This window comes from Stenotrophobium rhamnosiphilum, assembly GCF_003052265.1.
Taxonomy (GTDB): Bacteria; Pseudomonadota; Gammaproteobacteria; order Nevskiales; family Nevskiaceae; genus Stenotrophobium; species Stenotrophobium rhamnosiphilum.
In genome coordinates, this window is sequence record NZ_QANS01000004.1 from 384,957 (window position 1) to 410,475 (window position 25,519).

The following is a 25,519-nucleotide window of genomic DNA, read 5'->3' on the forward strand; positions in this document are numbered from 1 at the left end:
AGACCCTCAGGCGCCAACTTGGCGCAGCCAATCTTGCAAGTTGTAGTAGTTGCTGACGCGCGCAACCTTGCCATCGCGAATATCAAAGAACGCGCCGCCGGGCAGGCGGTAGGTTTGGCCGGTCGCTTCTGGCAGACCTTCATCGGTCTTCAGATAAGTGCCGAGCACCACATATTCGGCAGCGGCGCGGCGGCCATCTTCCGAAACTGAGATCACGATATCGACGATTTGTTCGCGATAACTGGCGTTCATGCGATCAATAAATGCGCGAAATGCGGTAATGCTGGTTTCGCGGCCGCCCTGATTAATGTCGTGCGCAACGTCATCCGTTAGCAGTCCAAAAAAGGTATTCCAATCGCCTGCATTAAAGGCGTTGTAGTAGCGTCGAATCAGGTCAAAAGTGGCTGCGGGCATTTTTCCGATCTCAAAATTTTGTCTATGTAAAGTTTACTTTGTTGCGGCTTGGTATCGCATGTACACCGCATCTGAGGTTATCTTTATAGGGATGCAATTACTCGAAAAACTTATCAGCGTCTTTACCGAGCACGACTATCTCGCCGTGTTTTTGGTCTTATTGATCTGCGGAATGGGTGTCCCGATCCCTGAGGACATCACGCTCGTGGCCGGCGGCGTGACCTCTGGTTTGGGCTATTCCAATGTCCATGTCATGGTCGGCGTCGGCATGGCGGGCGTTCTGCTGGGCGACATGATGATGTTTATGATCGGCCGTCATTACGGCGAAAGTGCGCTGCGCTGGCGCTGGGTCGCGTTTCTGGTGACCCCACAGCGGCAGGAGTTGGTTCAGATCAAGTTCGAACGTTATGGCAATTGGCTGTTGTTTATTGCGCGCTTTTTGCCGGGTCTGCGTTCGCCAATCTTCATCATTGCTGGCTGGAGCCGCCGAGTTTCGCTATTTAAGTTCTTGCTGCTGGACGGCAGTGCAGCACTATTGAGCGTGCCATTTTGGGTTTATCTCGGTTACTACGGCGCAAATAATCACGACAAACTGCTGGCCTGGGTCCATCGCGGCCAATCAGGTTTGTGGGTCGGCCTCGTGTTGCTGATCGTCGTTGTGCTGTTCTGGATTTGGCGCAATCGTCGTGATGCACAGCTTTTAGCCGCAAGACAAGCTAATGCCACGGCAAAAAATCCTGAGTCGCGCGGCTAATCTTGTAACTGTTTTAGCAAGGCTCGCGCGCCGCCAGAAAGCGTGCGGCGCTCATGCCACACCACGCCCAGATCTCGTTGCATCGACAGGTCTGTGACGTTCACCGCGCAGATCGTGCTATCGAGCATTGAGCGCGGCAGTACGCTCCAGCCCAAGCCGATATTCACCAGCATCTTCAGCGTTTCGAGATAGTTGGTGGCCAAGCGGATGCGCGGCTCAACGCCGTGCTTTTGCAGCGCGGCTTTAACGATGCGATGGGTGTAAGTCGCCTCGTCGGGCAGCACGGCGGGATGATCTGCAAGTTCGGTCAAAGCAACATGCTTTTTCTTCGCGAGAGGATGTTCCGGTGCCACCACGACGGTGAGCGGATCCGGCCAGATCAGGCGCATCTCCAAGCTGGGTAGTGACTGCGTTGGCAGCGTCACGATGCCAATCTCCAACTTTCCGGCCAATACCGATTGGCAGGCGACCTCTGAATCCATGAAGTGAATGTCGAGATCCACACTCGGGTACAGGCGTGTGAACTCGCGCAGCACAGGCGGCAGACGGTGCAGGCCGATGTGGTGACTGGTGCCAATCGACAAGCGTCCGCTGACTTGATCGGACAAATGCGATAAAGCGCGGCGGCCGTCCTCAACGTCGTGCAGAACCCGGCGGGCATAGGGCAGGAGCGTCCGACCCGCGTCGGTGAGGGTAATGCTGCGACCGACGCGGTCGAACAGGGACTTATCGAGCTGCTCCTCCAGAACCGCAATGCGTTTGCTGATCGCAGGTTGCGACAGGTGCAAGGTCTCGCCAGCGCGAGAAAATGATCCAGATTCAGCCACTTCCACGAAAGCAGCCAGTGCTTGGGTATCCATTCATCACCTCTGAAGCTATCCATTCCCAAACTATTCTAATTTGGAATGAAGTATATAAAAACGATTCATTGGAGTTATGGATTGTACAGGCCTAAGATGCGCGCCGTACTGAAGCCCTTGGCTACACGGCCTCGAGATAGGAAAGAGACAAATGAACGCTAAAACGCTCTACGACAAATTGTGGGATGCCCATATCGTCCGTGATAACGGCGACGGCTCCGCGCTGATTTATATCGACCGCCATTTGGTGCACGAAGTCACCAGCCCGCAGGCTTTTGATGGCTTGCGCATCAACAACCGCAAGCCCTGGCGCATCGACGCCAACCTCGCGGTGGCTGATCACAACGTGCCGACCACGGATCGCTCGCAGGGCATCGCAGATCCGATCTCGCGCACGCAGGTCGACGCACTCGACAGCAACTGCGCCGAGTTTGGCATTACCGAATTCCGCATGAATGACTTGCGTCAGGGCATCGTCCACGTCATCGGTCCTGAGCAGGGCGCAACCTTGCCGGGCATGACCGTGGTTTGCGGCGACTCGCACACCTCCACGCATGGCGCGTTCGGCGCTTTGGCGTTCGGCATCGGCACCTCCGAAGTTGAGCATGCATTGGCCACACAGACTTTGGTCTTGAAGAAGTCCAAGAACATGCGCATTACCGTGCGTGGCAATGTGGGTCCGGGCATCACAGCTAAGGACATCGTGCTCGCCATCATTGGTGAAATCGGCACCGCAGGCGGCACCGGTTACACCGTTGAGTTCGCAGGTGAAGCGATTGCTGCTTTGTCGATGGAAGGCCGCATGACGGTCTGCAATATGGCAATCGAAGGCGGCGCTCGCGCTGGCATCGTTGCTGTGGATCAGACCACGATCGATTACGTACAGGGTCGTCCGTTCTCGCCTACAGGCGAGAATCTCGACAAGGCGATTGCTTGGTGGAAAACCTTGCACACCGATGCAGGCGCAAAATTTGATCGCGAAGTTGTGATCGAAGCATCCGGCATTCAGCCGCAAGTAACCTGGGGCACGTCGCCTGAGATGGTGTTGCCAATTGACGCTCGCGTGCCAGACCCTTCGAAAGAAGGCGATGCAGTGAAGCGCTCCGGCATGGAAAAGGCTTTGGCGTATATGGGCCTCACCGCGAACACGCCAATCGAGCAAATCAAGATCGACAAGGTCTTCATCGGTTCTTGCACCAACTCGCGCATTGAAGATTTGCGTGCAGCAGCAAGCGTGGTCAAAGGCAAAAAGCGCGCAGCGAATGTCACCTTGGCTTTGGTTGTACCGGGCTCAGGCTTGGTGAAGAGACAAGCAGAAGCCGAAGGCTTGGACAAGATTTTTCTCGACGCAGGTTTTGAGTGGCGCGAACCCGGTTGCTCGATGTGCTTGGCGATGAACGCCGATCGCTTGGAGCCAGGTGAGCGTTGCGCTTCAACCAGTAATCGTAATTTTGAAGGCCGACAGGGTTCGGGTGGTCGTACGCATTTGGTGTCGCCAGCAATGGCAGCCGCTGCGGGCGTTGCCGGTCACTTTGTCGATATCCGGAGTTTCCAATGAGAGCTTTTACCACCGTCACCGCAACGGTCGCGCCTTTGGATCGTCCCAATGTGGACACCGACGCGATCATTCCTAAGCAATATTTGAAGTCGATCAAGCGCACGGGCTTCGGCCAGTATTTGTTTGATGATTGGCGCTACTTGGATCAGGGCGATCTGGATATTCCGGTGGCCTCACGCCGTCCCAATCCTGAGTTCGTGCTCAACCAAGATGCTTATCGTGGTGCACAGGTTCTGGTGTCGCGTGAAAACTTTGGCTGCGGCTCATCACGTGAACATGCGGTGTGGGCCTTGGAAGACTACGGCTTCCGTGCCGTTATCGCGCCGAGCTACGCCGACATCTTCTTCAATAACAGTTTCAAGAATGGCTTTTTGCCGATCATTCTCAAAGCAGATGAAGTACAGAAGATTTTCGAAGTCGTAGCTAAAGACGCTGCAAGTGAAGTCACCGTTGATTTGCCTGCTCAGCAAGTAAAATTGCCGAGTGGCGAAGTGTTCAATTTTGAGATCGACGAATTCCGTAAGGATTGCTTGGTGCGTGGTCTCGATGAAATTGGCCTCACCCTTCAGAACGCTGATTCAATTCGCGCCTATGAAGCACAGCGCAAAGCTTCTGCACCTTGGTTGTTCAATTAACTCTTATCTAAAAAAATACAAAGGTCTTTGTAATGTCGATCAAGAAAATTTTGATTCTGCCGGGTGACGGCATTGGCCCTGAGATCATGGCGGAAGCCGTGAAGGTGCTTGAGTTGCTCAAGTCCGAAGGCGAACAGCTGGAGTGGTCGTTCGGCCATCTAGGCGGCGCTGCGTATGACGCTGAAGGCCATCCGTATCCGGAATCAACGCAGAAAGCTGCACGCGCCGCTGATGCGATTCTGATGGGTGCTGTTGGCGGCCCCAAGTACGATGCACTGCCACGTGCTGTTCGTCCTGAGCAAGGCATTCTCGGCATCCGCAAGGATCTCGGCCTGTTCGCAAATCTGCGTCCGGCACTGGCATATGAAGAACTCGCTGCGGCGTCTTCGTTCAAACCAGAAATTATTGCTGGCCTCGACATTCTGATTCTGCGCGAACTGACCGGCGATATTTATTTCGGTGCACCACGCGGCCGTCGCACCAATGCAGAAGGTCATGCCGAAGGCTTCGACACCATGCATTACAGCGCGCCAGAAGTTGAGCGCATTGCACGCGTCGCATTTGAAGCGGCACGCAAGCGCAGCAAGCGCGTGTGCAGCGTCGATAAAGAAAACGTTCTGGAAACTTCACGTCTCTGGCGTGAAGTGATGATCAATGTCTCCAAGGATTATCCGGATGTTGAGCTGACGCATATGTACGTCGACAACGCCGCGATGCAGTTGGTGAAATATCCAAAGCAGTTCGACGTGATGGTCACTGGCAACATCTTCGGCGACATCCTGTCGGATGAAGCGTCGATGCTGGCGGGTTCGATTGGCATGTTGCCTTCGGCTTCGCTCGACGTGAACAACAAAGGTTTGTACGAGCCGAGCCACGGCAGTGCGCCAGACATCATGGGTCAGAACAAGGCCAATCCACTCGCGACGATTCTGTCGATGGCGATGATGTTCAAGTACACCTTCAATCACAATGACCTGTCTGATCGTATTGATGCAGCAGTCAAGAAAGTATTGAAGCAGGGACATCGCACCGGTGATATCGCACAGAAAGGCGAGAAGATCATTGGCACGAAAGAAATGGGCGACGCTTTGGTTGCTGCGCTCAAGAAATAACAACGCTGTCATTCCCGCGAAGGCGGGAATCTAGTTTTGCTTTCTCTTGATGAGAGCGCAGAAAACTGGGTCCCGTCGGAGACATGCTCCGACATGCGGGGACGACGAGTCCATTACTTATAAATGGACCTCTTTGATTAACAGTTGTAGCTGTGGAGATTTTTGATATGTCTAAGAAGTTAGGACTCGTCGGTTGGCGCGGCATGGTCGGTTCGGTCCTCATGCAGCGCATGCAAGAAGAAAATGATTTCGCCTTGGTGGAATCGCATTTCTTCACCACTTCAAACGTTGGTGGCAACGGCCCGAAGATTGGCGGCAAGGACACGCCTGCGCTCAAAGATGCGAGCAGTATTGAAGCGCTTGCTGCGATGGACATCATCATCACCTGCCAAGGCGGCGACTACACCAACGACGTTTTCCCGAAGCTGCGCGCTGCGGGTTGGAACGGTTATTGGATCGACGCTGCTAGCGCACTGCGCATGAAGGACGACGCTGTGATTATTCTCGATCCGGTCAACATGCCTGTGATTAAGGATGCACTCGCTAAGGGCGTGAAGAATTACGTCGGCGGCAACTGCACCGTCTCCTTGATGCTGCTCGCCGTTGGCGCGCTCTACAAGGCAGATTTGGTTGAGTGGATGTCGGCCATGACCTATCAGGCTGCATCGGGCGCAGGCGCGCAGAACATGCGCGAGCTGCTGTCGCAGATGGGTGTACTTGAGCGTGCGGTTGCGAGCGAACTCGCAAATCCGTCTTCAGCAATTCTCGACATTGACCGCAAGGTTGCTGAGAGCCAGCGCTCGGGTGATTTCCCAGTCGCTAACTTTGGCGTGCCTCTCGCAGGCTCGCTGATTCCGTACATCGATAAGCAGCTTGAGAACGGCCAGTCGAAGGAAGAATGGAAGGGCCAGGCTGAGACCAACAAGATTCTCGGTCGCGAAGCAGATCCGATTCCTGTGGATGGTCTGTGCGTGCGTATCGGCGCAATGCGCTGCCACTCGCAAGCACTCACCATCAAGCTCAAGCGCGATGTGCCGCTGGCTGAGATCGAAGAGTTGATCCGCAACGATAACGAGTGGGTACGTCTGGTGCCGAACACTCGCGAAGATTCGATGAAGAGCCTGACGCCAGTAGCTGTGACCGGCACGCTCAACGTTGCCGTCGGTCGTCTGCGCAAACTCAATATGGGTCCGCAGTACCTCGGCGCGTTCACGGTTGGTGATCAACTGTTGTGGGGCGCTGCTGAGCCTTTACGTCGTATGTTGCGCATCTTGTTACAAGGCTAATTAGTGACCCAAATCTTTGATGTCGCTGTAATCGGTGCCACCAGCCTTGTTGGCGAAGCGGTTCTGGAAATTCTTGATGAACGAGAATTTCCTGTTGGTAATTTTTTTGCTGTGGGCGAGGGATCGCAAGTCGGCAAAACCGTTTCACTGGGCGCACAGGATGCCGATGTTGAAGACTTGGCCAGCTTTGATTTCAGCAAAGTTCGTTTAGCGTTTTTTGCATCAACTGCTGCAGCCGCCACGGCCCATGTGCCGCGTGCGGTTGCAGCGGGCTGTATCGTAATTGATGGAAGTTCTGAATTCCGTCGCGATGCTGATGTGCCGCTTGTAGTGCCTGAGATCAATCCCGAAGCCATCGCTCAGCACAAAGGCATCATTGCCAGCCCGAGCTGCGCGACGATTCAATTGACGTTGGCCCTCAAACCAATCCGCGATATCGCAGGCATCGAGCGCATCAATGTCGTGTCTTGCCAGTCGGTTTCTGGAACGGGCAGGGAAGGTGTAGAGGAACTGGCCAAGCAAACGGCTGATCTTCTGAACTTCCGCGAAGCACAGACCAAGGTCTATCCCAAGCAGATCGCGTTCAATCTGATTCCTCAGATCGGCGGGTTTCTTGATGATGGTCAGACACAAGAAGAAGCCAATATCGTCTTTGAGACTCAGAAGATCTTTGCTGATCCCTCAATTCAGGTGAACGCCACGGCGATTCGAGTGCCTGTTTTGTACGGCCACTCGGCCACGATGAATCTGCAAACCAAGCAAAAAATCAGCGCGGACAAAGCGCGCGAATGTTTGGCTGAGGCAGCTGGCATAACTGTCATAGACGATCAGCAAAATGGCGGTTATCCGACACCTGCCAGCGATATCAGCGGAAAAGACGATGTTTTTGTCGGCCGAATACGCGAAGATATCTCTAGTTCACTGGGCCTGAATCTGTGGGTAGTTACGGACAACATTCGTAAGGGATCTGCGCTGAACATTGTTCAGATTGCGGAACTCTTGGTTCGTAACTATTTATAGTGTATAAAAGGGCTTACGAGCGTTAATTAACGCAATAAGTGAATATAAAACTAGGGGGCGTCGACAATGCGCTCAGTGTCTGGAGATAACATGCTGCGTAAGCTTGCTCTGATTGTGGCAATCAGCCCTGCCATTTGGCTTTCGGCAGCACATGCCTTGGGTCTTGGTGAAATTGATGTAAATTCTCATTTGAATCAGCGCTTTAGCGCTGTTATTCCACTGACCTCTGTGACCTCCGAGGAAGCAGAGAACCTGCTGGTCCGACTTGCAGATAGCGACGATTTCAGCAAAGCAGGCATCGAACGCGCTGATTATCTGAGTACGTTGACCTTTCAAGTTGTAGCCGACGCGAAGAATCCACGCATCGTCATAAACAGCAAGCAGCTGGCCCGCGAACCATTTTTGAGCTTCTTGCTCGATGTTCGCAGCAGCACCGGCCGTGTACTGCGCGAATACACCGTTTTGTTGGATCCGCCAGCCTATGGCGAAGCCGCACCCGTTGCAGCGCCTGCGCCAAAAACCAGCGATTTCTATCAAACCGCTGAAGAGTCTGCTCAAACAAAACCACAAGCTGTCGCACCCGCTGCGCCAACACCAGCAGCTGCTCCGCATGTGGCACCACCTAAAGCAGCGCCAGCGCCCGCGGTAGTTGCTCCGGCTGCGCCAATTGCAGAAGCGGCCCCAGCTGCCAACGCACCTACGAGCTACGGCCCAGTAAAACCTCAAGAAACGTTCTGGAGCATCGCTACCAAGCTGCGTCCAAATGCTTCGGTCAGCATGGATCAAATGCTGTGGGCTCTGTACAGCAACAACAAACAAGCTTTCGAAGGCAAAGGCATCAGTGGCCTGCGTAAAGGCTCGATTCTGAAAGTGCCTTCACTCAGTGCAATCACGGCAGTGAGCTCGACGGTTGCCAAAGGACATCTGCAAGATTTGCAGGCTCCTCGCGTTGTAGTGCCGGCCAAGCCGAAGGTTACTGCTGAGCCAGCTGCCACAGTCGTCGAGCCCACAGTTACCGCGCCTGTCGCGCCTGCGCCGAAGCCTGTTGTAAAAGCCCCTGCAGCGGCCGAAAAAAAAACTCCTGAAGTTGTAACTCCGCCACCGGCACCCGTTGCCAAGGTCACGCCGCCGCCAGCACCTGTAGTTGTTGCGCCGCCAGCTGTTGCAACGCCGCCACCAGCGCCAGCTGCTGTAGCACCTGCAGCTCCTGAAGCCCCTGCTACGCCTGCAGCAGATGCCGCAACGCAAGTAGAACCCACATCCGAAACCACGCCTGCAGCGGTTCCCGTAGAGCAACAGCCTGTACCGGTTGAAAAGCCTGCTGCGCCAGCTAAACCAGTTGAAGCTTCAGATGATTGGATGGTGCCCGCGCTTGCTGGCATGTTCGTTCTGATTCTGGGCTTGCTCGGCTTCCGTCATTGGCAGAAGAAGCAGGGCGAGAAATCCGCTCCAGCGCCAGTGCTCACATCGAAAGCTTCAACCAATCTGCAATTCTGGAAAAAAGCTGCAGAAGGCGGCTCATCAGCACCAGCGCCAACAAAAGCGCTACTGGTTCCTCCGCCATTGCCATCATCCAAGCCTGCTGAGAAAAAAGCCGAAGCTGCTTTCAATAAGCCTGCTCCAGCGCCGCAGCCCGCTGCGAAGAACCCGCTGTGGGACGATGAAATCCCGACTGCGACGACTGAACAACCCAGCTTTGACGCTACGGAAACTTTCGGCCGAACCATTCAGGCGACAGGCTCTGTAGAAGAGTACAACGCGACCAACAAGTTTGAATCGGAAACCGTCAAGATTGATTTAGACGCCAACGATCCAGTCTCCGAAGCTGAGTTCCATCTGGCTTACGGCCTCTATGACGAAGCTGCGCTGCTGCTTGAAAATGCGGCCGAGAAAAATCCTGGCCGCTCTGATATTCGTATCAAGCTCGCCGAGACTTATTTCCGCGCCAGCAAGCCGCATGAGTTTGATGACATCGCACAGTCGCTTAAGCCGCAGCTTGATTCGGTTGAGTGGCAGAAAATTGCAATCATGGGTAGCCAGTTGCTGCCGGATAGCCCGCTGTACAGAGGCGCTGTCGGCGAAGCTGCGTTGGATAATGACGTTGATCTGACTTTTGATGAGCCAGCTGATTTCTCTGACCCCTCAGCAACGAAAGTGTTCTCGTCGACGATGTCTTCCAGCGCTGCCAGCTCCAACTCCCGCGCAAATTCCACCGTTCTGGATTTCAAGCTCGAAGATCTCGAAGCGCCAGTCACGCCTGCAGCCAAGCCGACAGTCGCATCTGCATCTGCCGCAGCGTCCACCGGCAACACGCTCGAATTCAGCTTGTCTGATTTTGATCTGAGCAAACCAGAACCTAAGGCCGCTGCAACTGCGCCAGCAGCAGAACCAGCGTCACACGCCGATGAAGCGCTGGAGTTTGATCTGGGTAGCTTTGATTCCGCACCTGCCAAGCACGAAGCTGAAGCTTCTGCCGCCATATCAGAAGACATCAATCTTGATGACTTTGATCTTGGCGAATTGGCTGACGATAGCCATGCGATTTCTGCTGGTGACGAAGCGGGCACCAAGCTCGATCTCGCGCGCGCTTATGTCGACATGGGCGACAACGAGATGGCACGCAGCTTGTTGAATGAAGTATTGGCGCAAGGAAGCGACGAACAAAAAGCGGATGCACAGGCGCTCATTCAGCGTCTGGCTTAATTCGTGTTTCTAGCGGTCTGACGGTGGAGTTGCGATGAGCCGTTGGGCCGCTGGCGTTGAATATATCGGTACTGCTTATAGCGGCTGGCAGGCGCAGAAGCGCGTACACGGTGTGCAAGCAGAGATCGAAAAATCGCTCTCAAAAATCGCTAATCATCCGCTGCGCGTAGTGTGCGCAGGGCGTACTGATACTGGCGTTCACGCCTACCAGCAAGTCATTCACTTTGATACCGACTCCGTGCGTACGCCTTACGCTTGGTTGCTCGGCACCAACTCAACACTCCCAAATGATGTCAGCCTGCGTTGGGTTCAACCCGTCGCCGATCATTTCGATGCGCGCTACTCGGCGCTCGTTCGCCACTATCGCTATGTGATTCACACGCATAGCGCACGTTCGGCACTGCTACACAATCGCGTCGCATGGTGGCCGCAACAGCTGGATGCAGAAGCCATGCACGAAGCGGCTCAAGCCTTGGTTGGCCGACATGATTTTTCAGCATTTCGTGGCTCTCAATGCCAAGCCAATACGCCGACCCGCACGATTCGCCACATCCGGGTTCACCGCAGTGGCGAATTTGTGATCATCGATATCTGCGCCAACGCCTTTTTGCACCATATGGTCCGCAATATCGCAGGCACCTTGAGCCATGTGGGGCTGGGCAAACAGCCTGTGGTGTGGGTTGCGGAGGTTCTGGCCGGCCGCGATCGTAAGAAAGCAGCGGTTAATGCACCCCCGGGCGGTTTATACTTCGTAGGTCCCGAATATCCAGCGGAATTCGCGCTACCTGAGCCACCGAGGCCCTGGTTTCCGGGCTAAAGCCCGTCAATGAAATCAAATACTCTTAAATTACGTACACGAATCAAATTCTGCGGTTTTACGCGCGCTCAGGATGCTGAGCTTGCCGTATCACTGGGAGTTGATGCCCTAGGCTTTGTTCTGGTTCCCGGAACCCCTCGATTCATTAAGCCTGAAGCCGCATATTCGATTCGTCGCAACTTGCCGCCGCTGGTAAGCACCGTAGCGCTATTTCGCAATGCAGAACCTGCCTTTGTCCGTGAAGCGCTAGACGCCCTGAAGCCAAGCATTGCGCAGTTTCATGGCGATGAAGATGTGGCTTATTGCGAAAGCTTCGGCATCCCATATTTCAAGGCTGTCCCAATGGCAGATCCACAGGATCTGACCAAGCTCGCGACGATCTATGCCAGCGCTACGGCGCTGCTGCTGGATGGTCATGACGCCAAAACCATGGGCGGCAGCGGCTTAACCTTCGATTGGGGTTTGGTACGCGCTTTCGACAAGCCTCTGATCCTCGCTGGCGGACTCAAGCACGCAAACGTTGCTGATGGTATTGCTCAGTTGCATCCCTATGCCGTGGACGTTTCCAGTGGAATCGAAGCCAGCCCAGGCATCAAAGATTTTGAGAAAATGCGCGCCTTCGCAAGAGCTGTTCGGCACGCCGACCAAGAGCTGAATAAATGATGAGTTACGAGTATCCCGATGCAGGCGGCCATTACGGCCCTTATGGCGGACAGTTTGTCGCCGAGACTTTGATGGAACCGCTGCGCGAATTAGAAGCGGCTTACACCAAGCTCAAAAACGATCCAGCATTTCTTGCTGAACTGGATCGCGATCTGACGCATTACGTCGGTCGTCCGTCGCCGCTGTATCACGCTGAGCGTCTCACCAAGGCTTGGGGCGGAGCGCAGGTCTGGCTCAAACGCGAAGACTTGAACCACACCGGCGCGCATAAGGTGAACAACACCATCGGCCAAGCGCTGTTGGCAAAACACCTAGGCAAAACTCGCATTATTGCGGAAACCGGCGCAGGCCAGCATGGCGTTGCGTCTGCAACGATTGCTGCGCGTCTCGGTTTGGAATGCGTGGTGTACATGGGCGCAGAAGATGTGCAGCGTCAGTCACCAAACGTCTATCGCATGAAATTGCTTGGCGCAAAAGTGGTGCCTGTGCACAGTGGCACCAAGACGCTGAAAGATGCGATGAACGAAGCGCTGCGTGACTGGGTCACCAACGTCGACAACACTTTCTATGTGATCGGCACCGTTGCAGGTCCGCATCCGTATCCAATGCTCGTGCGCGATTTCCAATCGATCATCGGTCGCGAAGTGATTGAGCAAGCGCCGAAGCAAATTGGTCGTCAGCCTGATGCATTAGTTGCTTGCGTTGGCGGCGGTTCCAACGCGATTGGCTTGTTCTATCCCTACATCGGCGAACCCGCCGTGAAAATGTACGGAGTTGAAGCAGCGGGGCGTGGTCTCAACACGCCAGATCATGCCGCACCACTCACCGCGGGCAAACCAGGCGTATTGCACGGCAATCGCACTTACATCATGGCTGATGAAAACGGCCAGATTCTGCCGACGCATTCGATTTCTGCAGGTCTCGATTATCCGGGCGTTGGCCCTGAGCATTCATGGCTCAAAGACAGCGGCCGCGTGACTTATGTTGCGGCTGATGACGACGAAGCGCTGGCCTCGTTCCACGAACTCACGCGACTGGAAGGCATCATTCCTGCGCTTGAGTCTTCGCATGCACTCGCTTACGCCAAGAAGCTCGCGGCAACGATGGGCAAAGAGCAAAGCATCGTTGTGAACCTCTCGGGTCGTGGCGATAAAGATATTTTCACGATTGCCAAGTTGGAAGGAATCTCGTTGCTATGAGCCGCCTGTTAGAAACTTTTAACGCGCTCAAAACGCAAAATCGCAAAGCGCTGATCCCGTTCATCACCGCAGGCGATCCGCATCCTCAGTACACCGTTGGCTTTATGCATGCCTTGGTAAAAGCGGGCGCAGACGTTCTTGAACTCGGCATTCCGTTCTCAGATCCAATGGCTGACGGCCCAACGATTCAGCTCGCTTGCGAACGCGCACTCGTGCACAACACCAGCCTCTGGCAGGTGATGGACATGGTCGCTGAGTTCCGCAAAACCGACGCTAAAACGCCGGTCGTGCTGATGGGCTATCTCAATCCGATTGAAATGCGCGGCGTTGAAGCTTTTGCCAAGAAAGCGCAGGCAACAGGTGTGGACGGCGTGCTGATCGTGGATCTCGCGGTTGAAGAGTCATCGGCGTATCTACCGACGCTGCGTCAGCATGGTTTGGACTGCATCTTCTTGCTGGCCCCAACCAGCCCAGAGGCGCGCATTGCGGCGATTGCCAAGGAAGCCAGCGGTTATCTGTACTACGTCTCGCTCAAGGGCGTGACCGGCGCTGCGACGCTGGATATCGACAGCGTGACCGCCAAATTGGCCGAAATCCGTAAGCACACCCAGTTGCCCGTGGCCGTAGGCTTCGGCATTCGCGATGCCGCCAGCGCTGCCGCAGTCGGCAAGGTCGCCGATGGCGTCGTTGTGGGTAGTGCCTTGGTCTCAGAAATCGAAAAAAACCAGGCCAATCCGGGCGTTCTGGCGGGATTATTGGCTGATAAGCTGGCTCCGATGCGCGCAGCGCTCGATCAGTTAAAATAAATTCATAAAACTTGCGACTTTCTCTAAGTAGATTTGAAGGGGTAGGGGATTGGAAGAAGAGATGAGTTGGCTAGAAAAAATATCAGGTTCAAAACTCCTGAGCGCCGGTGCTCGTAAACGCAACGTGCCAGAAGGATTGTGGACCAAGTGCGAGAGCTGTCAGTCGGTGCTGTATCGCGCCGAATTGGAACGCACGCTAGAGGTTTGCCCTAAATGCGGCGCACATCGCACGATCAGTGCACGTCAGCGTCTTGATCATTTCCTCGATGCAGAACCACGCATCGAACTCGGCAATGAACTGGGCCCGACCGATCCACTGAAATTCCGCGATAGCCGTAAGTACACCGAGCGAATCAAGGAAGCACAGGCCGACACCGACGAGCGCGATGCGCTGGTTGTGATGCGCGGCCAGTTGAATGGCCTGCCATTGGTCGTTACCGCTTTCGAGTTCAGCTTCATGGGCGGCTCGATGGGTAGCGTTGTCGGCGAAAAATTCGTGCGTGGCGTTAACGCTGCGCTTGAGCACGGCACGCCGTTAGTGCTGTTCGCAGCCAGCGGCGGTGCACGTATGCAAGAGTCGTTGTTCTCGCTGTTGCAGATGGCGAAGACCAGCGCAGCTTTGGCGAAACTTGCTGAGCGTGGCTTGCCGTTTATCTCGGTGATGACGCATCCAACGATGGGTGGCGTGTCGGCTTCGCTTGCGATGTTGGGCGACATCAACATCGCTGAGCCCAAGGCCCTGATCGGCTTTGCGGGTCCACGCGTGATCGAACAAACCGTGCGTCAGAAATTGCCAGAAGGTTTTCAGCGCGCTGAATTCCTGTTGGAGCACGGCCACATCGACATGATCATCGATCGTCGTGAGATGCGTGAAAAGCTGTATCGCATCTTGTCGATGATGACGCACTTCGCGCCGACGATTACGGCACAGAATTGATTTCGATAGCACCCGCGCTAAAACGTATTGGCGCGGGTGTTTTGAAATTTCTGGACGCGTCTTAACTCTCATGCGCCCTCAAACAAACTGGACACTTGCCGACTGGCTACAGTGGCAGGAAAGCCTCAATCCACGTTCTATTGAACTCGGTCTTGATCGTGTGCGTCTAGTTGCGCAGCGACTTGATCTGCCCAGCCAAAAGATTCGCACGCTGACGATTGCGGGTACTAACGGTAAAGGCTCCAGCGCAACATTGGCTGCGTTGATTCTTAGCGAAGCTGGATATCGCACAGGTCTCTACACCTCACCACATTTGCTGCGTTACAACGAGCGCATCGCCATCAATGGCGTGCCCGTTAGTGACGACGCACTCTGTCGCGCTTTCATGGCGATTGATGAGGTGAGAGGCGAGACGCTGCTCACCTATTTTGAATTCGGCACACTCGCGGCGTTGTGGTTATTTCGTGAAGCGAATGTTGATGTGCAGGTTCTAGAAATTGGCTTGGGCGGTCGTTTGGATGCGGCCAATCTGGTTGATGCCGATGTCGCGCTCATCACTAATATTGGTCTTGATCACACCGACTGGCTCGGCCCTGATCGTGAAAGCATTGCACGCGAAAAAGCAGGGGTCATGCGGGCAGGGCGCCCAGTCATTTGCGTAGATAGTGACGCACCTGCCGCAATTGCCGAAATCGCGCAGACACTCAAATCTCCCTTGCTGCAGATCGATCGCGACTTTGATTTTTCTGTAGGCGAACAGGGCTGGAATTGGCACGGACCGAGTGGCGAATTGCAGCAGCTGCCATTCCCGGCACTGCGCGGTGCCATGCAGCTGCGTAACGCCAGCGGCACCATCGCGGCTCTCAAAAGCCTGCCCTTGGATATTCCCGAAGACGCAATCCGTCGCGCCCTGCCTAAGCTACAGCTGGCCGGGCGTTATCAACGCATCGGCAATGTCATACTGGATGTGGGGCACAACGCAGAAGCGGCAACGGTTTTGGCTGATAATCTGCTCCGCGACAAAGCAGACGGACGCATTCTGCTGGTCTTGGGCATGTTGTCTGACAAGCCTATTGAAGCCGTTGGCAATGCATTAGCCCGGTGCACGCAAAAAGTTTTTCTTGGCACCTTGCCTAGCCCGCGTGGTCTTAGCGCGACAGAACTCGCGCAACGTTTGCAGGGTAGTGGCCTGGAGTGTCAGATTTGCGCAGATATTCCCGCAGCCTATGCGCAGGCACAGCAAGCAGCACAAGCAGGAGATTGGGTGGTGGTAACTGGTTCGTTCTTAAGTGTGGCCGCAGTGGCAGAGATGCTCCATGGATGAGGCACTCAAGCGCCGTTTAATTGGTGCGCTGATCTTGATCTTGGCTGTCTTCGTCATCAGCCTGCTGTTGCCGCGTCCGGGTGTTGTTCACACCGATGAGAACAACCAACGCGTCACTTTGGATCTGACCGGCAATACGCCTGAGCCTGTTGCGGCTGCGCCCACACCCGTTCCACCTGTTATTGCTGCCACGCCAACACCAGTTGATAGCGGCACTGACAACAACGCAGACAACGCCAACACCGCACCAGAAATTGAAGAGCCGCCATTGCCTGCAGCTACACCTTCAGCACCGGCCGTAACTCAGAATGCACCGACGGTTGAACCTGCCAAACCTGCAGCGATTAAACCCGTAACAACGCCTGAGAAGACAGAAGTCGCGGTGGTCGAGAGCCCACGCGAACTCAAGCTTGAAGAAAGCCTGAAAACGAAACCGACGCCAACACCGGAAAAGCCTAAAGCGAAGCCTGTTGAGAAAGCGCCAGTAAAAGTTGTCGTCAAAGCGCCTGAGCCCGTAACACCCAAGGTTGTTCCTAAGCCAGCGGCGACGGTTGCAGCTAAGCCTGAAACGGCAGCAGCAGCCAAATCACGTTGGTACGTGCAGCTCGGCGCATTCAGCGATATCGAAAAGGCGCATCAGTTGCTCGACAAACTCAAGACCAAAGGCCTTAAAGGCATCATTTCGCCGCTGGATTCTGAGAAAGGCACGCTCTATCGCGCTCGCCTTGGTGCCTATCCCACGCAGGACCAAGCCAAGCAGGCGCAAGCTAGTGCCGCCAAACTGGGCTATACCGGCTCAGTGATCGGAGATTAGGCTCAAATTCCGTTGCTGCGAACGCATCGAAATGGAACTGATCACGTCGCACGCATGCTAAAATCCGCGTCGTCATTGACTACGGTAGAGCCAAATGATCTGGGTGGATTGGTGCATTGTTGCTGTTTTCCTGATTTCCATTCTGATTGGCCTCCTTCGCGGCTTCGCGCGTGAGATTCTCAACGTTCTAACTTGGGTGCTGGCCTTTGGTCTGGCCTGGCTGTTTGGCGACATGATGGCCGGTCTCTTAACCGGACATATCTCCAGCCCCGAAATCCGCGCCGTCTGTGCTTATGCCGTGCTGTTTATCGCGGGCTTGCTGATTGGCGCCATCCTCACGTATCTGCTCACCGAATGGATTCGCGGCAGCTTTCTCGATGGTATTGATCGCACCTTGGGCGCCACCATCGGTTTCCTGCGCGCCTTGTTCCTCACCTGCGTATTCCTCGTCATTGCCGGCACCATGGGTGCCAAGCAGGATCGCTGGTGGACGCAATCCGCATTCATTCCGCATATTGAATGGCTGGCGGAAGACCTCAAATTAATCATCCCTGAGCGCTGGCTGGAGCGGATCAAACCGACTCCCGAAAGCGCACCGACTATTCAGAAGCACTAGAGAACGCATCATGTGTGGAATTGCAGGCATCGTTTCCCAGAGCGCAAACGTCAATCAGGAATTGTTTGACGCGCTGACCATGCTTCAACATCGTGGTCAGGATGCCGCAGGCATCATCACCAATGATGAAGATCGTCTTTATCTGCGCAAAGAAAATGGTCTGGTGCGCGATGTGTTCAACAAAGATGAACACATGCAGCAGCTCCGCGGCCCAATGGGCGTTGGGCATGTGCGTTATCCGACCGCTGGTTGCTCAACGTCTGCCGAAGCGCAGCCGTTTTACACCAACATGCCATTCGGCATTTCGCTTTCGCACAACGGCAACCTGACCAATGCCGAAGAGCTGAAGCAAGAACTGTTTCTGCAAGATCGTCGCCACCTCAACACGGAGTCTGATTCCGAGGTGTTGCTGAACGTTTTTGCACATGAACTGATGCAGCGCAACGCGCTACGTCTGTCGCCAGAAGATATCTTTGCCGCTGTCTCCGGCGTGCATCATCGTTGCCGCGGCGCATACGCTTGCGTTGCAATGATCACCGGCTACGGCGTTGTTGGCTTCCGCGATCCGTTCGGCATTCGTCCAGTGGTTTACGGTTTCCGCGAAACCGCCAACGGCCGCGATTACATGATTGCTTCGGAATCCGTTGCGCTCAACGCGCTCGGCTACGAAATGCTCGGCGACATCTTGCCAGGCGAAGCGGTCTACATCACGCATGATGGCAAGCTGCACAAGCGTCAGTGCGCCGCCAACCCAATCTACTCGCCATGCATTTTTGAGCACGTCTATCTGGCTCGTCCAGACTCCGTGATCGACAACATCTACGTCTACAAAGCGCGTCTGCGCATGGGCATCAAGCTCGCAGAAAAAATCCTGCGCGAATGGCCAGATCACGATATCGACGTCGTCATTCCAATCCCAGATACCAGCCGCGTAGCTGGCGCTGAACTCGCCGCACGTTTGGGGGTGAACTATCGCGAAGGCTTCATTAAGAATCGCTACATAGGTCGTACCTTCATCATGCCCGGGCAGGCACAGCGCAAGAAGTCCGTGCGCCAGAAACTCAATCCGGTCGGCATCGAGTTCAAAGGCAAGAACGTGCTGCTGGTGGATGACTCCATCGTTCGCGGCACCACCAGCCAAGAAATCATTCAGATGGCACGCGACTCCGGCGCCAGAAAGGTTTACTTCGCTTCTGCATCGCCACCTGTGCGTTATCCCAACGTCTACGGCATCGACATGCCAACGACCGTTGAACTCGTCGCTCACGGGCGCAGCAATGAACAGCTCGAACAGCTGCTGGGTGCTGATCGTTTGATCTATCAGGATCTGCCAGATCTGATTGAAGCCGTGCGTCAAGGCAACAAGAACATCACGCGCTTTGACACCTCGGTGTTCACTGGCGAATACGTCACGCAAGACATCAGCAGCGAGTACCTGAGCCAGCTGGAACTGTTCCGCTCAGATGCTGCCAAACAGAAACGCACTCGCAGTGCGCAAACTGTTATCGAACTCAAGAACGCTTAAAACCAAATACAAAAAATTATTCGGAGCAACGTCATGTTTAAGTCGATCCTTACTGCTGTATTGATGCTCAGCGTTACCTCGGTTTGGGCTGCCGCTCCGGCTGCTGCTGCCACTGGCGGCGGTGCCAGCGCCAAAACCGTTGAGAAACTCCTTGAGATCACTCACGCCGATAACACTGCCAAGCTGCTGCAAGCGCAGATTCAGGGCTCATTGGCACAGCAGATTCAGCAGCTGAATCTGGGCGCTGCGGATAAGCCGATCATCGACAAGTATTCAAAAGAGCTGAACACCACCATCATGCCGGAACTCTCTTGGGCCAAGCTCAAGCCAGATATGGTGCAGGCTTATTCGACGACGTTTACTGAAGAAGAAGTGGGCGATCTGATCAAGTTCTACACCTCCAAGACCGGCCAGTCGTACCTCAAGAAGGCGCCAGATCTGAGCAAGCTGACGATGGGCTCAACCCAAGCACGCCTGCGTGCACTGGTGCCTAAGCTGCAAGACATTTCGCGCCGCTTGGAAGCAGAACTGAAAGCCAACCAGAAAGCGAAGGCCGCACCTGCACCCAAGAAGTGAGTAAAATCGTGATTGCAGCGTAGGCTGCAATCACGATTTGAGGCTCACAATGAAGTACGGCATCACCACACGCATTCTGCATTCGGACCACGTCACGGGCGTCGAGCACGGCGCTGTGCACAAGCCCATGCACACGTCTGCGGCCTATACGCAGGGCTCCGCACGCGATCTGGCGGCCGTATTCAAGGGCGACCAATCCGGCTACGTCTATGCACGTCAGGGCAACCCGACGGGCGCTGCGCTGGAAGCCAAAATCAATCTACTCGAAGAAGCACGCGCCACCGCCTGCTTCTCTACCGGCATGGCTGCGATTGCAGCGGCGTTGGTATCGCTGCTGCGTAGCGGCGACCACATCGTCAGCAGCGCGTTCCTGTTCGGCAATACCAACAGCCTGTTCCAGACGCTGCAAGCCATGGGCGTGGAAGTCAGCTTTGTTGATTCGACTGACGTTAAGCAGGTTGCTGCTGCTGTGCGCCCAACTACGCGCATCGTGTTTGTCGAAACCATCGCCAATCCACGCACACAGATTTCAGACCTCGCCGGCATTGGCGCGCTGTGCGCTGAAAAACAGTTGCTCTATGTCGTCGACAACACGCTAACGACGCCAGTGTTGCTGCGTGGCCGCGACGTACAGGCCGGCCTTGTCGTGCATGCACTGACCAAAGGCATTGGTGGCCATGGCAACTCCATGGGCGGTTCGGTCAGCGACACAGGTCTGTTCGACTGGTCGAAATATTCCAACATTTTGCCTGCCTACAAAAAGGGTGATGCCGCGAACTGGGGCATTCTGCAAATCCGCAAGAAAGGTCTGCGTGACTTTGGCGCAACGCTGCGCGCTGAAGATGCACATCGAATTGCCGTGGGTGCAGAAACTTTAGTTCTGCGCTTGGCTCGTGCCTGCGACAACGCATTGCAACTCGCACAGTGGCTGGAGAAGCAGCCGCAGATTGCACGCGTCTATTACCCGGGCTTGAAGAGTCACCCACAGCATCAGCGCGCTGCTGATCTGTTTAAAGGTAGTTTCGGTACACTGCTGAGCTTTGAGTTGCGTGATGGTTTTGATTGCTTCGATTTTCTCGACGCACTCAAACTCGTCATCGTTTCCAGCCATCTGTCCGACACACGCACGCTCGCGATTCCGGTTGCTCACACCATCTATTGGGAGATGGGCGCAGAGCGTCGCAAAGAGATGGGCATCGTCGACGGACTCGTGCGCTTGTCCGTAGGCATCGAAGACTTAACGGATTTGCAGTTCGACTTCACGCAGGCGTTGGGCCAGTTCAAGGCCTAAGAGATTCGCGTGTCACTCCAAGCAATGCCGACTGTCTTTTCCGCACTGACCGAGCCAGACCCTGAGCGCAAATGCGCTCAGGTGGCTGCGCTCGTGTTGCCACTGCGCTTTGATGCGAATGAAGACATCCAACGCATTCCCGGAAGGCCTGCGCTGCCAACGCTCGTGCCGCCAAACAAAGTGCCATATCGTGGCCTTGGCACGCCTGAAGGCCGTGCAGCGCTGATTCACGCAGTCGCTCACATCGAATTCAACGCCGTGAATCTGGCGCTCGATGCCTGCTGGCGATTTCGCTATCAGCCAGACGATTACTACCGTGATTGGCTGTCGGTAGCGCAAGACGAAGCACGACACTTCCTGATGCTCAGCGGCCGTCTCAAGGAATTGGGTTATGCCTACGGCGATTTCGTAGCGCACAACGGCCTGTGGGAAATGGCAGAAAAAACAGCCAATGATGTGTTGGTGCGGATGGCAGTCGTGCCACGTGTACTCGAAGCACGCGGTCTTGATGTCACGCCCGGAATCATCCACCGCTTCACCGAACTTCGCGATGTTGAAACCGTGCGGATTCTCGGCATCATTCTGGAAGAAGAAGTACGCCACGTTGAAATTGGCACACGCTGGTACCGGCATTTCTGCACGCTGAAAGGCGTCGATCCGGATTCAACCTTCCGCGCCATCCTCGCAGAGCACCGCATGCGAATTCGATTGCCTTTGAACACTGAAGCACGTGCTCGTGCTGGGTTCAATGATCAGGAATTATTGGACGCGTATTAAAAGCTAGAGTGGCAACGCAATCCGCTTCAAGCCTGACTCACTGATTTCCAGATACTCCTTCCGCGTCGGCGTCCAATCCGCCAGCACAATGCGCTCATTCCCCCAAGCATCACGATGATCCGCAGGCCTGTGTGTATGGCCGTGGATGATGCGTTTGACGTTATGGTGCTTGAACGCGGCTGCAATGGCTGCGTCGTTTACGTCCATGATCTCTAAGCTCTTGGCGGCTTTGTTGTTGGCGCTCTGGCTGCGCAGATCGCCAGCAATACGTTCACGCCAGTTGCGTGGCATCAAGCGGAACAAACCTTGGACGAATGAATTGCGTGAGATGCGGCGCCATTTTTGGTAGCCAACATCGTCGGTGCAAAAAACATCACCGTGAGAGAGCAGGGTGGTGATCCCTGACACTTTGATTGCGCAGGGATCACGAAGAATTTGTGCGCCGGTGATTTGGGCAAAGTGTTTGCCAACCAGAAAATCGCGGTTGCCAGCCATGAAGTAGACATCGACACCGGCAGCGGTGAGCGCTGCGATGCGACTGACTTCACGTGCATAAACTTGTAAACCGACGTCGTCGCCGATCCAGTATTCGAATAAATCGCCGAGGATAAAAACTTGCTGCGCTTTGCGCGCAGGGCCCTCGAGAAATTCTACAAATGCCTCGCGCAGCCGTGATGGCTGCGCGGGCAGGTGTAGATCAGAAAGTAGTAGCGTGGTCATGCGGCACGTATGCGCTGCGCGACACGATTACGTGCGACTACTTTTTTGGAGCTTCAATGATAGTGACGTGCGTGATGACGATCGGCGTCACTGGCACATCGCGACCAAATGGAGCGATGTTGCCGGTTTTGACTTCAGCGATTTTGTCGACGACGTCCATGCCTTCGGTGACCTGACCAAACACGGCGTAGCCCCAACCATCAAAGCTTGGAAAGTCGAGGTTGGAGTTGTCAGCGTGGTTGATGAAGAACTGCGACGAAGCAGAGTGCGGGTCGCTGGTGCGTGCCATCGCGATGCTGCCACGAACGTTCTTGAGACCGTTCTTGGCTTCGTTCTCAATCGGCTTCTGCGTTGCGCGCTGGTTGTACTTTTCGTCGTAACCGCCGCCCTGAATCATGAAGCCACGGATCACGCGGTGAAAGGTCAAACCATCAAAGTGCTTGGCCTTCACGTATGAAACAAAGTTGGCAACCGTCTTCGGTGCCTTGTCTGCATTGAGTTCCAGCGTGATATTGCCCTGGCTGGTTTCCATCAATACGCGTACAGGTTCTGCTGCGTTTGCGAGCGTCATGTTCAGTCCTAAAATTAGTGAAAGTAAGATTTTTTTCATAGCAGTTCTCATTGATTACGCTGCTTCTTCAAGTGTTGACGCTTGCTCAACTGCAGCCAGCGCCTCCTCAATAACTTCGATACCACCGCCAGCGCGGAAAGCGCGCTCGCTGATCACGCGACGATAAGCGCGACCACCGGCTTGACCACGGAACAGGCCGAGGATGTGTTTGGTGATGTGTGCCAGCGGAACGCCAGCGGCCAGCTCGCGTTCAACGTAGGGAATGAAGCTGCGCAGCAACGCGGCGCGGTCCATGTTGAAAGCTTCGCCACCAAATAAATGTTCGTCGACTTCCGACAGCATCCACGGATTTTCGTACGGTTCGCGGCCGAGCATGACGCCATCAACGTACTTCAAATGCTCTTGGCATTCGGCGATGGTTTTAATGCCGCCGTTGATCACGATGTTGAGATGCGGAAAATCTTGCTTGAGGCGATAGACCACTTCATAACGCAGTGGCGGAATCTCGCGATTCTCTTTTGGCGACAAACCGTTCAGCCAAGCCTTGCGCGCGTGGATGATGAAGGTCTCGCAACCGGCGTCAGCGACCGTCTCAACAAAATTACGCAGGAAACTGTATTCCTCAGTGTTGTCGAGACCGATGCGATTCTTCACCGTGACCGGCAAATCCGTCGCCTTGGTCATCATCATCACGCATTCGGCAACCAGATCTGGTTTGCGCATCAAACAGGCGCCGAAGCGGCCGTCGATCACGCGATCAGACGGGCAGCCACAATTCAGATTGATTTCGTCGTAACCAAAGCGAGCGCCAATTTCGGCGCTGCGTGCCAGATCATCCGGATCGCAGCCGCCAAGCTGCAGAGCCACAGGATGCTCGCCTTTGTTGAAACGCATCAGACGTTGGCGATCACCTTTGATGACTGCGCCGGTCGTGACCATCTCGGTGTAGAGACGGGCATTGGACGACAGCAGTCGATGAAATGACCGGCAATAGCGGTCAGTCCAATCCATCATAGGTGCGACGCAGAATTTATGAGTATTATCAATCACTTATATACTTTATTGGCGTACTGCCAATCCAATCGAACGTAGGTGCAATAGAAAATACATTAATATTTTCAATTACTTAAATAAAATGTTAACGCAATATCAGTCCAATCGATCATAAACTCTACATAAAACATATAAATAACTGATTTTATTAAAATAATAAGACTTAATTAACCGCAGCCAGCTATTTTAATCTCAGACATTTTATAGGGATTTCCTTGGAAATCTCGGGTATTTCGGATTATCGGTGTTACAGAAGTGCAACAAAATTCGGCGTAACACCGCACTCATTGGCAGCTTCAAATAGTCGAGCGAATACGTGCTAATTCTATCAAGCGGGCGCCAACAAGGTTTTGTCCGGCCTTCTTTGTCATGTACTGGCTCAAGTGAACCAAGGGCTAAAGCAGCGGGCCAATGTTAGGATCGCGATATGACAACAGCAGATCAAGATCCAAGCGAGCTGATAAGACAGCTAAAAGAGTCCTTCCAGCAGATTAAGCTTGGTGGGGGCTTTGTAGGTAAAACCAGTCGCGTTGCTCTAGCCTTAGTAGCTATATGGACAGTCGTTATTTTCAGGCTTTCAGATAACTATATTCTTGATGCAATCATAATTTTTGCGGCAGGAATAATTACTGCTTTCTCGTTCTGGTGGATTAACAAAACAGAAGCATTTGTACAAAACAATCCAAGCATTGCCCTTTTAGAAGGTGCACAGTTCCTTGAATATCAAAAATTTGAGGCACAAATGAAGGGGGTTTTAAGCTCCCCGCAAACAAAACCCATCGTGGATCCTTCCTTGCCCGCAATATCTAGCTCGGCTTTAGAAAATGATGATTCCAAATGAATAAACTGTTTCATATTGGAATTAATTTTTACGGACGCAACCCGAAGCATGCGGAGTTATCAGCTGCTTTCGATAAAGCCCTTAGTTGGGTTCGTTATGCTCCAAACTGCTGGGTAGTTTTGAGTTCATCTGATGGCTATGCTTGGTTTCACAGGCTAAAGCCCTTGCTACACGATGATGACTCAATTTTAATCTGCGAAATACCCATGCAAGGAGAGAGGACGGGGTTTTTGCCAAAACTTGTTTGGGACTGGCTAGAAAAACAAACTGGGTCAAAGACCATACTGGACGTATTGCCAAGACCAGCACTCACTGATCAACATGATTTGAACCAAAACGTTTAATGCGTTGGTTATCGACCGCCAACTGATGGCACTCATAACGGGCTAGGTGATAACCTTTTGTTGCAGCTGCGGCTTGGCGCTGCCAAGACTCTTGGGCACGGTCACCAACTGTGGCGGCGTGAGCACGAGTACGGCGGTTTCTGCCAGATAGGCGCAGTCAGGCAGGGTCGCGACCTTAGCGGTGAATCTTAGACTGCAGCCAACAGGCCAATGGATTGGGGAAGCCATACATAGGGAGTCGCAGACGATCTGTGTCGCCATTACGGCAGTGAATCCCCAGCTTGTGCGGGCAAGCGCGATAAA

At 54.3% G+C, this 25,519-nt stretch carries 27 protein-coding genes; 21 read left to right on the forward strand and 6 right to left on the reverse strand.

The features are described 5' to 3' along the window. Positions 1–6: 6 nt before the first annotated feature. On the reverse strand, positions 7–414 hold the full coding sequence (locus tag CJD38_RS12545; protein WP_107940695.1) for a ketosteroid isomerase-related protein: 408 nt from the start codon (positions 412–414) through the stop codon (positions 7–9). A gap of 91 nt (positions 415–505) precedes the next feature. Between CJD38_RS12545 and CJD38_RS12550 the strand changes: the two genes are divergently transcribed. Beyond that, on the forward strand, positions 506–1,168 hold the full coding sequence (locus CJD38_RS12550; protein ID WP_107940696.1) for a DedA family protein: 663 nt from the start codon (positions 506–508) through the stop codon (positions 1,166–1,168). On the opposite strand, the gene CJD38_RS12555 is transcribed toward CJD38_RS12550, so the two are convergent. Next, entirely contained in the window at positions 1,165–2,028 is an 864-nt protein-coding gene (locus tag CJD38_RS12555) for a LysR family transcriptional regulator (RefSeq protein ID WP_107940697.1), read from the reverse strand. The two genes, CJD38_RS12550 and CJD38_RS12555, sit on opposite strands and share 4 nt — an antisense overlap. Before the next feature lie 151 nt (positions 2,029–2,179). On the opposite strand from CJD38_RS12555, the gene leuC reads away from it, so the two are divergent. The 18 genes from leuC (at position 2,180) to CJD38_RS12645 (ending at position 21,687) form a co-directional block, all read left to right on the forward strand. Next, on the forward strand, positions 2,180–3,586 hold the full coding sequence (gene leuC, locus CJD38_RS12560) for a 3-isopropylmalate dehydratase large subunit (protein WP_107940698.1): 1,407 nt from the start codon (positions 2,180–2,182) through the stop codon (positions 3,584–3,586). Then, positions 3,583–4,221 (forward strand): 3-isopropylmalate dehydratase small subunit, encoded by a 639-nt coding sequence (leuD, locus tag CJD38_RS12565; RefSeq protein WP_107940699.1) that lies wholly within the window; start codon positions 3,583–3,585, stop codon positions 4,219–4,221. The genes leuC and leuD overlap by 4 nt, the downstream gene beginning before the upstream one ends. A gap of 32 nt (positions 4,222–4,253) precedes the next feature. Then, positions 4,254–5,333, forward strand: a complete 1,080-nt coding sequence (gene leuB, locus CJD38_RS12570) for a 3-isopropylmalate dehydrogenase (protein ID WP_107940700.1) — start codon at positions 4,254–4,256, stop codon at positions 5,331–5,333. Positions 5,334–5,500: 167 nt separating this feature from the next. Further along, complete coding sequence (gene asd, locus CJD38_RS12575) at positions 5,501–6,619, forward strand: aspartate-semialdehyde dehydrogenase (protein WP_107940701.1); 1,119 nt, start codon at positions 5,501–5,503, stop codon at positions 6,617–6,619. A gap of 3 nt (positions 6,620–6,622) precedes the next feature. Next, complete coding sequence (locus tag CJD38_RS12580) at positions 6,623–7,639, forward strand: aspartate-semialdehyde dehydrogenase (protein ID WP_107940702.1); 1,017 nt, start codon at positions 6,623–6,625, stop codon at positions 7,637–7,639. A gap of 90 nt (positions 7,640–7,729) precedes the next feature. Then, positions 7,730–10,342 (forward strand): motility hub landmark protein FimV, encoded by a 2,613-nt coding sequence (locus CJD38_RS12585; RefSeq protein WP_107940703.1) that lies wholly within the window; start codon positions 7,730–7,732, stop codon positions 10,340–10,342. 34 nt (positions 10,343–10,376) lie between these two features. Next, entirely contained in the window at positions 10,377–11,159 is a 783-nt protein-coding gene (truA, locus tag CJD38_RS12590; protein ID WP_107940704.1) for a tRNA pseudouridine(38-40) synthase TruA, read from the forward strand. 9 nt (positions 11,160–11,168) lie between these two features. Then, positions 11,169–11,822, forward strand: coding sequence for a phosphoribosylanthranilate isomerase (locus CJD38_RS12595; RefSeq protein WP_107940705.1), 654 nt, complete (start codon positions 11,169–11,171; stop codon positions 11,820–11,822). Continuing rightward, positions 11,822–13,021 carry a tryptophan synthase subunit beta gene (gene trpB, locus CJD38_RS12600; RefSeq protein ID WP_107940780.1) on the forward strand — a complete coding sequence of 400 codons (1,200 nt, stop codon included), beginning with the start codon at positions 11,822–11,824 and terminating at the stop codon, positions 13,019–13,021. The genes CJD38_RS12595 and trpB overlap by 1 nt, the downstream gene beginning before the upstream one ends. Beyond that, a complete protein-coding gene (gene trpA / locus CJD38_RS12605) occupies positions 13,018–13,827 on the forward strand; it encodes a tryptophan synthase subunit alpha (RefSeq protein WP_107940706.1) in 810 nt (269 codons plus the stop codon). Before trpB ends, trpA begins: the two co-directional genes overlap by 4 nt. A gap of 61 nt (positions 13,828–13,888) precedes the next feature. Beyond that, positions 13,889–14,764 carry an acetyl-CoA carboxylase, carboxyltransferase subunit beta gene (gene accD / locus CJD38_RS12610; protein ID WP_107940781.1) on the forward strand — a complete coding sequence of 292 codons (876 nt, stop codon included), beginning with the start codon at positions 13,889–13,891 and terminating at the stop codon, positions 14,762–14,764. Positions 14,765–14,834: 70 nt separating this feature from the next. Next, positions 14,835–16,088, forward strand: a complete 1,254-nt coding sequence (gene folC, locus CJD38_RS12615) for a bifunctional tetrahydrofolate synthase/dihydrofolate synthase (protein ID WP_107940707.1) — start codon at positions 14,835–14,837, stop codon at positions 16,086–16,088. After that, positions 16,081–16,902: an SPOR domain-containing protein gene (locus CJD38_RS12620; protein WP_107940708.1), complete on the forward strand. Its 822-nt coding sequence runs from the start codon at positions 16,081–16,083 to the stop codon at positions 16,900–16,902. The genes folC and CJD38_RS12620 overlap by 8 nt, the downstream gene beginning before the upstream one ends. A gap of 94 nt (positions 16,903–16,996) precedes the next feature. Next, positions 16,997–17,518 (forward strand): CvpA family protein, encoded by a 522-nt coding sequence (locus tag CJD38_RS12625; RefSeq protein WP_107940709.1) that lies wholly within the window; start codon positions 16,997–16,999, stop codon positions 17,516–17,518. A 10-nt stretch (positions 17,519–17,528) separates the two neighbouring features. Further along, the gene (gene purF / locus CJD38_RS12630) at positions 17,529–19,043 is read left to right on the forward strand and encodes an amidophosphoribosyltransferase (RefSeq protein ID WP_107940710.1); all 1,515 of its coding nucleotides are present in this window, start codon (positions 17,529–17,531) and stop codon (positions 19,041–19,043) included. A gap of 33 nt (positions 19,044–19,076) precedes the next feature. Continuing rightward, the gene (locus CJD38_RS12635; RefSeq protein ID WP_107940711.1) at positions 19,077–19,619 is read left to right on the forward strand and encodes a DUF2059 domain-containing protein; all 543 of its coding nucleotides are present in this window, start codon (positions 19,077–19,079) and stop codon (positions 19,617–19,619) included. A 49-nt stretch (positions 19,620–19,668) separates the two neighbouring features. Then, positions 19,669–20,910, forward strand: a complete 1,242-nt coding sequence (locus tag CJD38_RS12640) for a cystathionine gamma-synthase family protein (protein ID WP_107940712.1) — start codon at positions 19,669–19,671, stop codon at positions 20,908–20,910. 24 nt (positions 20,911–20,934) lie between these two features. Further along, positions 20,935–21,687 carry a ferritin-like domain-containing protein gene (locus CJD38_RS12645; protein ID WP_107940713.1) on the forward strand — a complete coding sequence of 251 codons (753 nt, stop codon included), beginning with the start codon at positions 20,935–20,937 and terminating at the stop codon, positions 21,685–21,687. Positions 21,688–21,690: 3 nt separating this feature from the next. Here CJD38_RS12645 and CJD38_RS12650 read toward each other — a convergent pair whose 3' ends face one another. The 3 genes from CJD38_RS12650 to dusA are packed head-to-tail and all read right to left on the reverse strand — an operon-like array spanning position 21,691 to position 24,025. After that, positions 21,691–22,407 carry a UDP-2,3-diacylglucosamine diphosphatase gene (locus CJD38_RS12650; protein ID WP_107940714.1) on the reverse strand — a complete coding sequence of 239 codons (717 nt, stop codon included), beginning with the start codon at positions 22,405–22,407 and terminating at the stop codon, positions 21,691–21,693. A 37-nt stretch (positions 22,408–22,444) separates the two neighbouring features. Then, positions 22,445–22,978, reverse strand: a complete 534-nt coding sequence (locus CJD38_RS12655) for a peptidylprolyl isomerase (protein ID WP_366511337.1) — start codon at positions 22,976–22,978, stop codon at positions 22,445–22,447. 54 nt (positions 22,979–23,032) lie between these two features. Continuing rightward, the gene (gene dusA / locus CJD38_RS12660; protein ID WP_366511339.1) at positions 23,033–24,025 is read right to left on the reverse strand and encodes a tRNA dihydrouridine(20/20a) synthase DusA; all 993 of its coding nucleotides are present in this window, start codon (positions 24,023–24,025) and stop codon (positions 23,033–23,035) included. 433 nt (positions 24,026–24,458) lie between these two features. Between dusA and CJD38_RS12665 the strand changes: the two genes are divergently transcribed. Both CJD38_RS12665 and CJD38_RS12670 read left to right on the forward strand, forming a co-directional pair. Continuing rightward, the gene (locus CJD38_RS12665) at positions 24,459–24,872 is read left to right on the forward strand and encodes a hypothetical protein (protein ID WP_107940717.1); all 414 of its coding nucleotides are present in this window, start codon (positions 24,459–24,461) and stop codon (positions 24,870–24,872) included. Continuing rightward, the gene (locus CJD38_RS12670; protein ID WP_107940718.1) at positions 24,869–25,216 is read left to right on the forward strand and encodes a hypothetical protein; all 348 of its coding nucleotides are present in this window, start codon (positions 24,869–24,871) and stop codon (positions 25,214–25,216) included. Before CJD38_RS12665 ends, CJD38_RS12670 begins: the two co-directional genes overlap by 4 nt. A 42-nt stretch (positions 25,217–25,258) precedes the next feature. Here CJD38_RS12670 and CJD38_RS12675 read toward each other — a convergent pair whose 3' ends face one another. Beyond that, positions 25,259–25,444 carry a hypothetical protein gene (locus CJD38_RS12675; RefSeq protein ID WP_107940719.1) on the reverse strand — a complete coding sequence of 62 codons (186 nt, stop codon included), beginning with the start codon at positions 25,442–25,444 and terminating at the stop codon, positions 25,259–25,261. Positions 25,445–25,519: the final 75 nt, after the last annotated feature.

Bases quoted from the DNA above. Each gene is read 5' to 3' on its own strand.
- CJD38_RS12545 (WP_107940695.1), bottom strand. From the start codon at position 414: ATGCCCGCAGCCACTTTTGACCTGATTCGACGCTACTACAACGCCTTT.
- CJD38_RS12550 (WP_107940696.1), top strand. From the start codon at position 506: ATGCAATTACTCGAAAAACTTATCAGCGTCTTTACCGAGCACGACTAT.
- CJD38_RS12555 (WP_107940697.1), bottom strand. From the start codon at position 2,028: ATGGATACCCAAGCACTGGCTGCTTTCGTGGAAGTGGCTGAATCTGGA.
- leuC (WP_107940698.1), top strand. From the start codon at position 2,180: ATGAACGCTAAAACGCTCTACGACAAATTGTGGGATGCCCATATCGTC.
- leuD (WP_107940699.1), top strand. From the start codon at position 3,583: ATGAGAGCTTTTACCACCGTCACCGCAACGGTCGCGCCTTTGGATCGT.
- leuB (WP_107940700.1), top strand. From the start codon at position 4,254: ATGTCGATCAAGAAAATTTTGATTCTGCCGGGTGACGGCATTGGCCCT.
- asd (WP_107940701.1), top strand. From the start codon at position 5,501: ATGTCTAAGAAGTTAGGACTCGTCGGTTGGCGCGGCATGGTCGGTTCG.
- CJD38_RS12585 (WP_107940703.1), top strand. From the start codon at position 7,730: ATGCTGCGTAAGCTTGCTCTGATTGTGGCAATCAGCCCTGCCATTTGG.
- truA (WP_107940704.1), top strand. From the start codon at position 10,377: ATGAGCCGTTGGGCCGCTGGCGTTGAATATATCGGTACTGCTTATAGC.
- CJD38_RS12595 (WP_107940705.1), top strand. From the start codon at position 11,169: ATGAAATCAAATACTCTTAAATTACGTACACGAATCAAATTCTGCGGT.
- trpB (WP_107940780.1), top strand. From the start codon at position 11,822: ATGAGTTACGAGTATCCCGATGCAGGCGGCCATTACGGCCCTTATGGC.
- trpA (WP_107940706.1), top strand. From the start codon at position 13,018: ATGAGCCGCCTGTTAGAAACTTTTAACGCGCTCAAAACGCAAAATCGC.
- accD (WP_107940781.1), top strand. From the start codon at position 13,889: ATGAGTTGGCTAGAAAAAATATCAGGTTCAAAACTCCTGAGCGCCGGT.
- folC (WP_107940707.1), top strand. From the start codon at position 14,835: ATGCGCCCTCAAACAAACTGGACACTTGCCGACTGGCTACAGTGGCAG.
- CJD38_RS12620 (WP_107940708.1), top strand. From the start codon at position 16,081: ATGGATGAGGCACTCAAGCGCCGTTTAATTGGTGCGCTGATCTTGATC.
- CJD38_RS12625 (WP_107940709.1), top strand. From the start codon at position 16,997: ATGATCTGGGTGGATTGGTGCATTGTTGCTGTTTTCCTGATTTCCATT.
- purF (WP_107940710.1), top strand. From the start codon at position 17,529: ATGTGTGGAATTGCAGGCATCGTTTCCCAGAGCGCAAACGTCAATCAG.
- CJD38_RS12635 (WP_107940711.1), top strand. From the start codon at position 19,077: ATGTTTAAGTCGATCCTTACTGCTGTATTGATGCTCAGCGTTACCTCG.
- CJD38_RS12640 (WP_107940712.1), top strand. From the start codon at position 19,669: ATGAAGTACGGCATCACCACACGCATTCTGCATTCGGACCACGTCACG.
- CJD38_RS12645 (WP_107940713.1), top strand. From the start codon at position 20,935: ATGCCGACTGTCTTTTCCGCACTGACCGAGCCAGACCCTGAGCGCAAA.
- CJD38_RS12650 (WP_107940714.1), bottom strand. From the start codon at position 22,407: ATGACCACGCTACTACTTTCTGATCTACACCTGCCCGCGCAGCCATCA.
- CJD38_RS12655 (WP_366511337.1), bottom strand. From the start codon at position 22,978: ATGACGCTCGCAAACGCAGCAGAACCTGTACGCGTATTGATGGAAACC.
- CJD38_RS12665 (WP_107940717.1), top strand. From the start codon at position 24,459: ATGACAACAGCAGATCAAGATCCAAGCGAGCTGATAAGACAGCTAAAA.
- CJD38_RS12670 (WP_107940718.1), top strand. From the start codon at position 24,869: ATGAATAAACTGTTTCATATTGGAATTAATTTTTACGGACGCAACCCG.
- CJD38_RS12675 (WP_107940719.1), bottom strand. From the start codon at position 25,444: ATGGCTTCCCCAATCCATTGGCCTGTTGGCTGCAGTCTAAGATTCACC.